General features: G+C 65.5%; 10 protein-coding genes. 3 read left to right on the forward strand and 7 right to left on the reverse strand.

What is annotated here, in order from left to right:
* Window positions 1-137 precede the first annotated feature (137 nt).
* The 3 genes from ABOA88_RS08540 to ABOA88_RS08550 all read right to left on the reverse strand — a co-directional run bounded on the left by ABOA88_RS08540 (window position 138) and on the right by ABOA88_RS08550 (window position 2,692).
* Window positions 138-1,454: an MFS transporter gene (locus ABOA88_RS08540; protein WP_367851299.1), complete on the reverse strand. Its 1,317-nt coding sequence runs from the start codon at window positions 1,452-1,454 to the stop codon at window positions 138-140.
* Window positions 1,455-1,520: 66 nt separating this feature from the next.
* Window positions 1,521-2,003 carry a histidine kinase gene (locus ABOA88_RS08545; RefSeq protein ID WP_196169097.1) on the reverse strand — a complete coding sequence of 161 codons (483 nt, stop codon included), beginning with the start codon at window positions 2,001-2,003 and terminating at the stop codon, window positions 1,521-1,523.
* A gap of 212 nt (window positions 2,004-2,215) precedes the next feature.
* The gene (locus ABOA88_RS08550) at window positions 2,216-2,692 is read right to left on the reverse strand and encodes a sigma-70 family RNA polymerase sigma factor (protein ID WP_070574319.1); all 477 of its coding nucleotides are present in this window, start codon (window positions 2,690-2,692) and stop codon (window positions 2,216-2,218) included.
* Between the two features lie 215 nt (window positions 2,693-2,907).
* On the opposite strand from ABOA88_RS08550, the gene ABOA88_RS08555 reads away from it, so the two are divergent.
* The 3 genes from ABOA88_RS08555 to ABOA88_RS08565 are packed head-to-tail and all read left to right on the forward strand — an operon-like array spanning window position 2,908 to window position 7,461.
* A complete protein-coding gene (locus ABOA88_RS08555; RefSeq protein ID WP_196169096.1) occupies window positions 2,908-4,086 on the forward strand; it encodes an efflux RND transporter periplasmic adaptor subunit in 1,179 nt (392 codons plus the stop codon).
* Complete coding sequence (locus ABOA88_RS08560) at window positions 4,087-6,051, forward strand: MacB family efflux pump subunit (protein WP_367851298.1); 1,965 nt, start codon at window positions 4,087-4,089, stop codon at window positions 6,049-6,051.
* Between the two features lie 3 nt (window positions 6,052-6,054).
* On the forward strand, window positions 6,055-7,461 hold the full coding sequence (locus tag ABOA88_RS08565) for an efflux transporter outer membrane subunit (RefSeq protein ID WP_367851297.1): 1,407 nt from the start codon (window positions 6,055-6,057) through the stop codon (window positions 7,459-7,461).
* A 37-nt stretch (window positions 7,462-7,498) separates the two neighbouring features.
* On the opposite strand, the gene pvdP is transcribed toward ABOA88_RS08565, so the two are convergent.
* From pvdP to ABOA88_RS08585, 4 genes are all read right to left on the reverse strand, one after another.
* On the reverse strand, window positions 7,499-9,121 hold the full coding sequence (gene pvdP, locus ABOA88_RS08570) for a pyoverdine maturation tyrosinase PvdP (RefSeq protein ID WP_367851296.1): 1,623 nt from the start codon (window positions 9,119-9,121) through the stop codon (window positions 7,499-7,501).
* A 97-nt stretch (window positions 9,122-9,218) separates the two neighbouring features.
* Window positions 9,219-10,619, reverse strand: coding sequence for an aspartate aminotransferase family protein (locus tag ABOA88_RS08575; RefSeq protein ID WP_367851295.1), 1,401 nt, complete (start codon window positions 10,617-10,619; stop codon window positions 9,219-9,221).
* Window positions 10,620-10,873: 254 nt separating this feature from the next.
* Window positions 10,874-12,196: an ATP-binding protein gene (locus ABOA88_RS08580; protein ID WP_196169091.1), complete on the reverse strand. Its 1,323-nt coding sequence runs from the start codon at window positions 12,194-12,196 to the stop codon at window positions 10,874-10,876.
* On the reverse strand, window positions 12,193-12,876 hold the full coding sequence (locus tag ABOA88_RS08585; RefSeq protein ID WP_196169090.1) for a response regulator: 684 nt from the start codon (window positions 12,874-12,876) through the stop codon (window positions 12,193-12,195). Before ABOA88_RS08585 ends, ABOA88_RS08580 begins: the two co-directional genes overlap by 4 nt.
* Window positions 12,877-13,002: the final 126 nt, after the last annotated feature.

A 13,002-nucleotide genomic window follows, 5' to 3' on the forward strand; every position in this document is an offset into this window, starting at 1 on the left:
GTAATGTCTGGACGCGTCGTTGATCATTCCCAAAAGTCCTGCATGGCCATGTGGGTCGCAACACGTGCATGGTGAGTTCTCCAGCACACACGATTGGATTGCCGGAGCCGAGTTGGCTATGGCGGACATAGCCAACTTCAGAGGGGCGAGGTCGCCGAGCACTGCGCCGCACACGCCGCCCCACGATGGCGGAAATACGCCGCCGTCATGAAGCCGACAAGCCCCATGATCAGGCAGAACCCGACGCACACCCAGGGGCTCCATGGCATCAATGCAATCAACGCCAGCGGCGTGGTGCTGGCCCATAAGGCGTAGGCGATATTGTAGGTAAAGGAGATACCCGACACGCGGATCTGTGCCGGAAACAACCCGACCATCACTGACGGCACCACCCCCACCACGCCGCAGGACAACCCTGCCAAGGCATAGGCCAGCCACGTCCAGCCCAGCTGCCCCACCAGGCTTGCGTACAACGCGCCGATGCCCATAGGCAGCAGCAGGCTGTAGATCATCAAGGCGCGCCAGGCACCGATGCGGTCGACCAGCAGGCCAGCCAGCACGCAACCGATGTTAAGAAACACAATCCCCACGCTGCTTAGGGCGAAGGTATGGCCCGCGGCGATGCCGAAGCGCTGTTGCATCACGGTGGGGGTGATCACCACCAGCACCACCACCGCCGACGTCAACACGCAGGTCAGCAGCGCCGCCGGAATCAGCGCATGGCGATGCGCGCCCAGCACGCGGCGCAGCGGGAACGCCACCGGCTGCTCCTGGCGTTCGCGCAGGGCCAGGAACACCGGCGTTTCACTCAACCAACGGCGCAACCAGACGCCGATGACGCCAAACACACCGCCCAGCAGGAAGGGATAACGCCAGGCGTAGTCGAGGATCTCCTGCGGGCTGTAGCGCTGTGCCAACAAGGTCGCGGTCAAGGCACCCAGCAGGTAGCCGAAGGTCAGCCCGGCCTGCAGAAAGCCTAGGGCATAGCCGCGCCGGCCCACAGGGGCATGTTCGGCAACGAAGGTCCAGGCGCTTGGCACCTCGCCGCCCACCGCAGCCCCCTGGAGGATACGCAACGCCAGCAGGATCAGCGGCGCGGCATAGCCGATATCGGCATAGGTCGGCATCAACCCGATAAGCAAGCACGGCAGGGCCATCATCAGGATGCTCAGGCTGAACACCCGCTTGCGCCCAAGATGGTCGGCGAAGTGCGCCATCAGGATGCCGCCCAGAGGTCTTGCCAGGTAACCGGTGACGAAAATTCCGAAGCTCTGCAGCAGCCGCAACCACTCGGGCATTTCAGGCGGGAAGAACAGCTGGCTAAGGGTCAGGGCGAAGAACACGAAGATGATGAAATCGTAGATTTCCAACGCGCCGCCCAACGCCGCCAGGCCCAGGGTCCGGTGATCGCCGCGGCTGAACCGGGGCGCACGGGCGGTATCGATGGCAGTCATGGCAAGGTTCCGCAAATCGGCAAAGGGCAAGAGGATAGCAAATGCCACCCCCTCGCCCCACCTGACTCAGCTCGAGCGGCTGAATACCGTGTGGCCGAAGTTCCGGTGCCGGATCGGGTTGCCCTTGCCCGCCAGGCTCGCCGGCAGCGGCAACTGCCCGATCACCAGCGGCAGGTCGATGATCGCCATGAACGATTGCAGCGCCTCGTCATCCGGTACGCGCGGCAGGCTGATGTTCACCGCCTGGCGCTGGGCCTGAGGCACTGCGGGCACCTTCAGGTGCTGGGAATGGTAGAGCAAAGCATGCTGGATCTGGGTGCTGACCCGGCAAAAGCGCGCCAGGTCTACGCCGGCGTGGCTGGCCAGCTCAATATTGCCGATCAACAGGTTGAACGGCTGCAGCGCGCTCTGCACCAGGCGCTGCAGGTCTTCGAAACTTTCCACCGGGGCGATACGGTAGTAGCCCAGGCCATTGAGCATTTTTTCCAGTTGCAAACGTTGGCACGGATGCTCGTCGGCAATGAGGATGCGCATGGTCTTGTTTGCCATTGTCTGCACCTGGGCAACGAGGCGTTGAGGGAAGATGCCCTGCCCCTACTGCGCCAGTACAGGCAACCTCCACGACGGGGGCCCGGCCGGGGTCTTTCCTTGATAGTTGTCGGGAAACCAGGAGAAATCAAGTCGCCAGCATGGGGAATTTTCATTTCCCATCAAGGGTGTAACGCGGCTGATACGGGTGTTTCAGGCCTGTGCCGCCAACGTCAGGATTCCCACTCGCGCATGCGCACGCGGCAGTGTTTCATGGCATTGACAATGTGCTTTTCCACCAGGCTGCGAGAGATCCCCAATCGCTCGGCGATCTGCGGGTGGGACAGCCCTTCGAGCTTGCGCAGCAAAAAACTGTCCCGGCAGGGCTTGCTCAACTCATCAAGGGCGCGCTGCATCAACTCCAGACGCTGGTCCATCTGCATGCTGTGGGACAATCCAGGCCCGTGCCAGCGCTCGTCGGTGTCCAGCACCTCCAGCGGCTCGGCCTGGCGCACCTGATGGCGCCGATGGCGATCGACCACCAGGTTCAGCGCGGTACGGTACAAAAAGGCGCGCGGGTGTTCGATGCGCTGGGCGTCGGTGCGCTCCAGCACCCTCAGGTAGGCATCATGGGCGACGTCCTCCGCCGCCTGACGGTTGCCCAGGCGCGCGGAAAGGAAACTCACCAGCTCACGATAGTAATGTTCCACGACGGTACCTGGCATTTCCTTGCTCGACACTTGCAATCGGAACACGGGACGAAGTGATATCAGCGCGACATATTACAAATTATAATTATTCTCAGCAACAACCCTCCCCGCTTCTCGAACCGACTAAATCTCCCCGCCCTGGCTTCGTCTACCTGAGACCGCCTTGCGTGCCACGATTGGCCGCGTGTGACGTTCACCCCTGGCCGGAAGCCCGCATGAGACGCTTAACCAACACCCGCCGTCGGATCCTGCTCGGTGGCCTGGGCCTGCTTGGCCTGGGCGCCATCCTGGCCTGGAAGACCCTGCCCTTGGGCACCCTGCCGGTAAGCACCGTCCAGGTCGTGCGGGGCGATATCGAAAGCAGCGTCACTGCCTTGGGCACCTTGCAGCCCAGGCGTTATGTCGATGTGGGCGCCCAGGCCTCCGGGCAGATCCGCACCCTGCACGTGGAGGTGGGCGACACGGTGCGCCAAGGTCAGTTGCTGGTCGAGATCGACCCGTCCACCCAGCAAGCCAAGCTCGACGCCGGCCGCTACTCCATCGAAAACCTCAAGGCCCAACTGGCCGAACAGCGCGCCCAGTACCAGCTGGCGACGCAACAGCACCAGCGCCAACGCGACCTGGCCGCCGCAGGCGCCACCCGCGAGGAAGACCTGCAAACAGCCCAAGCCCAACTCAAGGTGACCCAGGCGCGCATCGACATGTACCAGGCGCAGATCCGCCAGGCCCAAGCCAGCCTGCGCAGCGACGAGGCCGAGTTGGGCTACACACGCATCTACGCCCCCATGAGCGGCACCGTGGTCGCCGTGGATGCCCGGGAGGGGCAAACCCTCAACGCCCAACAACAGACGCCATTGATCCTGCGTATCGCCAAACTCTCGCCGATGACCGTCTGGGCCCAGGTATCGGAGGCCGACATCGGCAAGGTCCAGCCCGGCATGAGCGCCTACTTCACCACCCTGGCCGGCGGCAAGCGTCGCTGGAGCAGCCGCGTGCGGCAGATCCTGCCGATCCCGCCCAAACCGCTGGACCAGGCCAGCCAGGGCGGCGGCAGCCCGGCCAGCGCCAGTGCCGGCACCACCGGCAACAAGGTGGTGCAGTACACCGTGCTGCTGGACGTCGACAACCCCGATGGCGCCCTGATGGCCGAGATGACCACCCAGGTGTTCTTCGTTGCCGGCCAGGCCAAGCAGGTGCTCACCGCCCCCCTGGCCGCCCTGGACGATGCCGATGACGACGGCCTGTACCTGGCCCAGGTGCTCAATCGCGAGGGCAAGATCGAGCAGCGCCAGGTGCGAACGGGCCTGAGCGATCGTCTGCGCGTGCAGATCCTCGAAGGCCTGAGCGAAGGCGAGCAACTGGTTATCGGCGCCCCGGCCGCCAGCGGAGGTTGAATGTCTGCCCCCCTGATCGAACTCACCGACATCCGCAAGGCCTACGGCGGCATCGACACACCGAAAGTCGAAGTGCTGCGCGGCATCAGCCTGACCATCCACCCCGGCGAGTTCGTCGCCATCGTCGGCGCCTCGGGCTCAGGAAAGTCGACGCTGATGAACATCCTCGGCTGCCTTGATCGTCCGAGCGCCGGCAGTTATCGCTTTGCCGGCAAGGACGTCGCCGACCTGGACAGCGATGAGCTGGCCTGGCTGCGTCGCGAGGCCTTTGGCTTCGTGTTCCAGGGCTATCACCTGATCCCCTCGGGCTCCGCGCAGGAAAACGTCGAAATGCCGGCCATCTATGCCGGAACCCCCGCCGCCGAACGCCACGCCAGGGCTCATGCCCTGCTCGAACGCCTGGGGCTGGCCAGCCGCACCGCCAACCGCCCGCACCAACTCTCCGGCGGCCAGCAGCAGCGAGTATCGATCGCCCGGGCACTGATGAACGGCGGGCACATCATCCTCGCCGACGAACCCACCGGTGCGCTGGACAGCCAAAGCGGCGCCGAAGTCATGGCCCTGCTGGACGAGCTCGCCCGCCAAGGCCACGTGATCATCCTGATCACCCACGACCGCGAGGTGGCGGCACGTGCGCACCGGGTCATCGAGGTCCGTGATGGCCTGGTGATTAGCGACTCGGCCGACGACCAGCCTACAACCGCTACGCACCCAGGCCTGCAAGCCGACGAGCTGCGCCAGCGCCTGGACCGCGGCGCCACCTTGCGCGGCGCCTGGAAAGGCGAGCTGCTCGAAGCCCTGCAGGCGGCTTGGCGGGTCATGTGGATCAACCGCTTCCGCACTGCCCTGACCTTACTCGGCATCGTCATCGGCGTCGCCTCGGTGGTGGTGATGCTGGCCGTCGGCGAAGGCAGCAAGCGCCAGGTCATGGCACAAATGGCCGCGTTCGGCTCGAACATCCTCTACCTGTCCGGCAAGGCGGCGACACTGCGCGAACCTGCAGGCGTCATCACCCTCGATGATGTCGACGCGATCGCCGAACTGCCCCAGGTCAAACGCGTTATGCCGGTCATCGGCGAAGAACTGATGGTGCGCTACGGCAACAACAGCCAGCAGTTCTATGTCGGTGGCAATAACACCTGGTTCCCGGAAGTCTTCAACTGGCCAGTGGTCGAGGGCGCCTTCTTCAGCGAGGCCGACGAGGCCAGTGGCGCTGCCGTGGCGGTGATCGGGCAGAAAGTGAAGGAGAAGATGCTCGGCAACCCGCGTGACCCGCTGGGCCAGTACCTGTTGATCGGCAACGTGCCGTTCCAGGTCGTCGGCATCCTGGCCGGCAAGGGCGCAAGCTCAGGCGACCAGGACAGCGACGAGCGCATCGTGGTGCCCTACTCCGCCGCCGCCATCCGCTTGTTCGGGCGCTATGAACCCGAGTACATCGCCATTGCCGCCCTCGACTCTTCCCAGGTCCACGCCACCGAGGCGGCCATCGACCACCTGCTGCGCCAGCGCCACCAGGGCAAGCGCGATTTCGAACTGACCAACGATGCAGCCTTGATCCAGGCCGAAGCCCGCACCCAGAACAGCCTGTCGTTGATGCTCGGCGCCATCGCCGCCATCTCCTTGCTAGTCGGCGGCATCGGCGTGATGAACATCATGCTCATGACCGTGCGCGAGCGCACCCGCGAGATTGGCATCCGCATGGCCACTGGGGCCCGTCAGCGCGACATCCTGCGTCAATTCCTCAGCGAAGCGGTGATGCTGTCGATGGTCGGCGGGGTCACCGGCATCGTACTGGCCCTGTGCATCGGCGCAGGCCTGATGCTGGCCGACATCGCCGTGGCCTTCGCTCTACCCGCCATGCTCGGTGCATTCGCCTGCGCCGTCGTCACCGGCGTGGTGTTCGGTTTCATGCCAGCCCGCAAGGCCGCTCGCCTCGATCCGGTCAAAGCCCTCACCAGCGTATAACTCATGACATTGCCCAGCCACATCAGCCTGTTGACCCTGAGCCTCGCCCTTGCCGCCTGCAGCACACCGCCCAGTCCAGAGGCCGATATCACCACGCCGGCGACCTGGCAGGCCCAACGCGAAGACGCCACCCGCCCCCTGCCCGATGCCACCTGGTGGAAGGCATTCGCCAGCCCCGAGATGGACCAATTGATCGAACGAGCCCTGGCCAACAGCCATGACCTCGCCGCCGCCACCGCACGGGTGCGTCAGGCCCAGGCCCGCGCAGTGATCGCCGGCGCACCTTTGCTACCAGCGCTGCAATTCGGCGTGGATGCCAGCCGCCAGCGCCTGTTGCGCGGCGACGGCAACGACCAACTCGATGCCAGCAGCAGCGAGCGCACCAGCACCTCCTTCGGCACCCGCCTGAGCGCCAGCTACGAGATCGATTTCTGGGGAGGCCTGCGCGCGGCCCGCGACAGCGCCTTGCGTGGACTGGACGCCAGTCGTTTCGACCGCCAGACGGTCGAGCTGACGCTGACCTGCGCGGTGGCCGACAGTTACCTCCAAGGCCTGGCATTGGAGGAACAACTGCGTATTGCCCGTCTGAACCTGAACAATGCGCGTGATGTGCTGGCGCTCGTGCAAGCGCGGGAACGTTCAGGTTCGGCCACGCGTCTGGAATTGGCCCAGCAGCGCAGCCTGGTAGCTGCCCAGGAACGCCAGGTGCCGCTGCTTGAGCAGCAATGGCAAGACAGCCGCGTCACCTTGGCCACCCTGCTGGGCGAGCCTGTCCAGCGCCTGCCCGCCAACCGTGGCACGATCGGCGCCTTGCAATGGCCGCGCATCGGCAGCGGCGTCCCCAGCGATCTGCTCGGCCGCCGCCCTGATATCGCCGCTGCCGAGGCACGCCTGGCGGCAGCCAGCGCCAACGTTCAGGTCGCCCGAGCCGCGCTGTTGCCCAAGCTGACTCTGGGCGCCGACCTGGGCAGCGGCGCACGCACCTTCGCCCAGATCCTGGACAGCCCCTATTACACCCTCACCAGCGGGCTGATCGCGCCGGTCTTCAACAACGGCCGCCTGCGCGCGGCCCGCGACCTGGCCACGGCCGAGCAGCAAGAACTGCTGGAAAACTACCGGGCGAGCATTCTGGCGAGCTTTGCCGACGTGGAGAAGGCACTCAATGCCATCCAGGGTGTGGACCACCAGCGCCAGTGGCAGGACGAGGAAGTACGCCAGGCGCACATCGCCTTCGATCTTGCCCAGCAACGTTATGCCGCCGGCGCCGAGACCCTGCTCAGCGTGCTGCAAACCCAGCGCTCCCTGTATGACGCCCAAGACCAGCAGGCGCAATTGCGCCTGGCCCGGCTACAGGGCAGCGTGGCGTTGTACAAGGCGTTGGGGGGTGGCTGGCAGCTGCCTTCGCGCTGAACGGCATCGGGGCCGCTATGCGGCCCCGGGACATCGATCAGGACACAATGTTCTTCAGCGAAAGATGCCGCGCATACCAAGGCCTGCGCGGCACCCGCCGCACCAGGTCGCCGATCGCATCATCCTCGCCAAAGGTGATGCGCAGCGCCAGTTTCATGGTCTCGACATCCATCTCCACCGACTTGCCGGGACGCGTGCCAGGAACCGTGCTGCAACCATGGGTGTCCGGCCCCAGCCAGGGGTCATCGACCTCTACCCAGCGCCCTGGCGTGAACCAGTTCACCCCGTTGACCTGCATACGCCGCACCTGGCCTGGGTGGTAGCGCTCCTGGGCGCGGTACCAGTCCTCGATCCGGTCGTCGATCCAGCCATGGAAACCCCAGAACACGGGGTTCACATGGGAAGAGAACGGGTCACCGAGAAAGTCGTTCTCCGGCCCGAACCAACGCAGGGCGAAGTCTGCCGGATCGCGGGCGAAAGGCACCGGCGCGCCATTGAGCGGGTCACGCGGCACCGAAGCCCAGCACATGTGCAGCCAGTCGTGCAGGGTCATCTCCATCTCCGATCCCAGCGCGCCCAGGCTCAGCTTTGCGAGGTACTGAGGGTCCTGGTACTGCGACTCCCAGACCTGAAAGTTGCTGCAGAACGTCTCGCTGGCCTTGATCGCTGACACCCACTGCCCATAGGGCTCATCGTCCGGCGCCTGCCAGCTCGGTGGTACACAGCAGCCATCGTGATTTTCGTGATAGCGGGCAAAGCCTGCCCGGTCGAGCTCGACACTTGGCGCAGGCAATGGGAAGTGCGTCCAAGATGGCAAGTCCTGCAACTGGCGAGCGGTCTGCAGCATGTGCCGGTGCATGAACAGAAAATCGATCCCCGATCCATTGCGGTGCTTGCGCGGGCCACGGGCATCGCGTTCACGGTCCCGTGGGCCTGGCTGCCAGCCCAGGCCACGCAGGGCGCTGCGCTGTGTTTCGGACAGGTCGTGCCACTTGTCACGCGTGGCATGCCAGAGCTGGTGGAACAACCGATGCTCGGCACTGAGCACCCAGGCGTGCATCTGTGGGGTATAGCCGATGCGCTCGCGGGCTTCGGGGAAGCGTCGCTTGACCGCAACGAAGCGGCTGTCGGCCACCGGCAGCATGAGCGGTCGGTCCAACCGCTGCAGACGTCCGCTCAAGGTGCCAGTGCCGGCATTGGCGAAATCGCCCCAGACCTCGTCGAGGCTGGCAATGCATTCATAGCTGGGCCCACCCTGCTGGTTCAGCAAGCGCCAACGTACCTGCGCAGATGATGCCTCGACCAGATCGCCCAACACTCGATAGCGGGCCACCCCGTCGCCACGCAAGCGCTCGCCGGTATCGACAAAGCCGCGCAGGCCGCGGCCCTTGGTGGCAACGTCGAGAAACAGCTCGACACCGACCACGGGCAACCCTTCAAGGCCCGCTTCTGGGCCTTCGAAGCGCAGGTCCCAGATGCCACGCAGATGATCGGCCAGTACTTGTCCTGCATAGTCGGCCAACTCGACGCTGGCCTCCCCTGGCGTGACAATGTCGTCCTCAGGATCGTGGGTCAGCGCCTTGTGTGCGTAGTAGGCAGCCGTACCGGTTGCCCCCGCCACTGCAAGGCCTGCGATGAATCCTCGTCGGGAAATGCCCATTGCGCCTCTATCCGTTCCAGCCACACTGCGGGTTCTGTCCAAGCTAGGACGTAACCTGGGTCGGGAAATTTACCGAGCCTTGGTAGCCTGCCTTCGTTCAACCGATGGACACCGCCGCCTGCACGGCCTGGGCAAAGCGGTCGGCCACGTCGTCGATTTGTTCGGCGCTGATGATCAGCGGCGGCAGGAAGCGCACCACCGCGCCATGGCGCCCGCCAAGCTCCAGGATCAAGCCGCGCTTGAGGCATTCGCGCTGGACGTTCGGCGCCAGGGTGCCGTGGGCAGGTGCATGACCCTGCGCATCGACGGCGCCGTCCGGATCCACCAGTTCGACCCCAAGCATCAGCCCGCGACCACGAATATCTCCAAGCTGCGGATAATCCTGCTGCACACGCAGCAAGTGGCCGCGCAAGCGTTGCCCCATGGCCTCGGCGTGCTCGGCCAGGCGATGCTCGACCAGATACCCCATCACCGCGGAACCTGCCGCCATGGCCATCTGATTGCCGCGGAAGGTACCGGCATGGGCCCCAGGCTTCCAGGTGTCCAGCCAGTCGCGATAGACCACCACCGCCAGGGGCAGGCTGCCGCCGATGGCCTTGGACAGGGTGATCACGTCCGGCACGATGCCGGCATGCTCGAAGGCGAACATGCGCCCGGTGCGGGCGAAGCCACTTTGGATCTCGTCGACGATCAACGCCACGCCGGCCTGCTCGGTGATACGGCGCAGGCCACGCAACCACTGGATATCCGCAGGGATCACCCCGCCCTCGCCCTGCACCACTTCGACGATCACCGCCGCCGGCAACGCGACACCGGCTTCCGGATCGCACAGCAGGTTCTCCAGGTAATGCAGGTTGGCACGCACGCCCGCCTCGCCCCCTAGGCCGAACGGGCATCGGTAGTCATAGGGATACGGCAGGAACTGCACGCCATTGCCAAGCAGCGCCCCCAGCGGCTGTTTCGGCCCCAGGCTGCCCATCAGGCTCAACGCCCCTTGGGACATGCCATGGTAGGCCCCCTGAAAGGCCAGCACCGTGCTGCGCCCCGTGGCGGTGCGTACCAGTTTCAGCGCCGCCTCCACCGCATCGGTGCCAGTCGGCCCACAAAACTGGACCTTTGCCTCCCGGCGCAAGGCTTCGGGCAGTATGCCGAACAGGTCCTGGACAAAGCGGTCCTTGACCGGCGTGGTCAAGTCCAGGGTGTGCAGGGGCAGCTCTTCGGCCAGCACGCGCTGGATGGCCTCGATCACCACCGGGTGGTTGTGGCCCAGGGCCAGGGTGCCGGCACCTGCCAGACAGTCGATGAACTGACGGCCTTCGACGTCCTCGACATGGATGCCACGGGCACGCTTGAGCGCCAGGGGAATACGCCGCGGGTAGCTGCGGGCGTTGGACTCCTGTTGCTGCTGGCGCAACAGCAGGGGGGAATCCTCGAACTCGTACAGCGTCTGTGGCGCGCTGCTCGGCAGGACCTGGGCAAGGCTGGAAGCGATCGACATCGGAAAAATCCTCGCGAACAAGCGAATGAGCCCCGCCACGCCCCGGTAAGCGCAGAGGTGTCGGGTGGTTGTCGCTTGGAAAACGCTTCAGCGAGGCAAGGATTTAGCTCTCAGGTAGGTTTTTCCGCAGGCGCCCTCTTCGCGGGTAAACCCGCTCCCACAAGGGTCGCCATGGGACGAACGGGAGCGGGCCAAGGCCGAGGGGATCCTGGTGGGAGCGGGCTCACCCGCGCAGGTTTGCGCAACATCGAGGATCAGGCCCCCTGGCGCGCCGGCACCCGCAGCCACACCCGCAGCCCATCGCTGTGGCTTTCGAAGCGCAGGCTTCCGGCACAGCGCTGCACGATGGCCTGGACAATCGCCAGCCCCAACCCGCAGCCACCGCTCTGGTCATGACGCCAGAAGCGTTCGGTCAGGTGCTCGATGTCCTCTTCGGCGATCCCCGGCCCGTGGTCCCGAACCATGAAACCCACCTGCCCGTCAGCCATCTGCACTTCCAGTTCCACCGCGTTATCGCCGCCATGGCGCAGCGCGTTGTCCAGCAGGTTGCGCAACGCCGCCACCGCCAACGGCGCGGGCATGCCCAGGTAGATCCGGCTGGCCTCCGCTGGCAGGCGTACCACGATGCGGCGGTTGTCGCCGCCGCCGGCGTCTTGCACCGCCTGGCGTGCCACCTGCTCGGCGCTGCACTGCACGCCGTCGTCGAACGACAGGCTGCCCTCAACCCGGGCCAGCATCAGCAATTGCTCAAGGGTCCGGTGCATGCGGTCGGTGCCTTGCTCGGCATGCTCCAGGGCCTGCTCGCGCACCGCGCCGTCGGTCATGCGCGCGACCTGCAGATGGGTCTTGATCGCCGTCAGTGGGCTACGCAGCTCATGGGCGGCATCGTCGGTCAGGCGCCGTTCGCGCTCAATGGTCTGGGCGATGCGCAGGAATAGTTGGTTCTGGGTCTCGAGCAATGGCTGCAGCTCACTGGGCATGCCCGCCACCTGCAGCGGTTCGACGCTGTCGGCGCGCCGTCTGCGCAGCGCATCGCGCATGCGGTTGAGCGGCTCCAGCCCTTTGCCGACGCCTATCCACAACAACCCTAGGCTGCCAAGCAGGGCCATCAACACCGGCGCCGAGGCTGCCAGCAAGATCGAGCGATTGAGCGCCTCGCGTTCCTGGTGACGGTCGGCGGTGGTGATGCGCACATCGCCATGGTTGTAGGTGAAGGTGCGCCACAGCGCACCGTCGATGGTCTGGTCACGGAAGCCACTGCGCTGATCGTCCATGGCACCGTCGTGCTTGTGGTTGCTGGCCAGGATCTCGCCGCGCAGGGAACTGACCTGGCAGGCCATGCCATCCGGCACGCTGAGCTGGTCGGCGGAGAAATGCGCATCCTCGCCCTTGGCCGCCAGCGGCTGCGGCAGTTGTTCGATCAGCCCGGCGACCATGCGCGCCGACGCGACCAGGCGCTGGTCGAGGGAGAACATCATCTGTTGGCGCAGGTCGCGCAGCATCCAGGCGGCGGCCAATGCCCAGATGATCACGAAGGCGCTGCCCAGGATCAGCGTCAGGCGCGCGCGCAGGCTCATGGTACCGGCTCCTGCGGAGCCTGCGCCGGGCCTAGGCGATAACCCAGGCCGCGCACGGTCTCGACGATGCTGTTGCCGAGCTTGCGGCGCAGGTGATGGATATGGACGTTCAAGGCATTGCTTTCGACTTCGTCGCTGAAACCATAGACGCAGTCCTTGAGCTGCTCGCTGGAGAGCACCCGTCCGGGGTTCTGCAGCAAAGCCTGGAGCAGCGCCTGCTCGCGACGGGACAGGTCCACCGCCTGGCCGGCCAGGGTGGCCTCGCAACTGCTGGGGTCGTAGCGCAGCGGGCCATGTTCGATGACATTCACTGCACGACCCGCCACGCGACGCAACAGTGTGTGCAGACGGGCCGCCAGTTCGCGCAGGTCGAAGGGTTTGAGCAGGTAGTCGTCGGCCCCGGCCTGCAGGCCATCGACCCGGTCGGTGACCGCATCGCGGGCGGTGAGCACCAGCACCGGCAGGGTCACGCCTTGTTGGCGCAGGCGGCGCAGCAGCTTGAGGCCGTCTTCGTCTGGCAGGCCCAGATCGAGGATCATCACATCGAACTGCGCGGCCTGAAGCAAGGCCTGCGCGGCCGAAGCGGTGGCCACCCGGTCCACGGTCAGGCCTTGGGCGGCGAGGCCGGCGCAGATGCCGCTGGCGATCAGGTCGTCGTCCTCGCAAAGCAGTACGTGCATGAGGGGGTCTCCGGTGGGGAAGCTTGTATTGCACGCTTGGCGGATTAAGAACCGATTATGAATGATTCACGAGACGGCTGTACCCGCCCGTTGCCAATCGAACCTCGCGAGGCACCTGCAGGATGG

The organism is Pseudomonas sp. PKS (assembly GCF_051913525.1).
GTDB classification, from domain to species: domain Bacteria; phylum Pseudomonadota; class Gammaproteobacteria; order Pseudomonadales; family Pseudomonadaceae; genus Aquipseudomonas; species Aquipseudomonas guariconensis_D.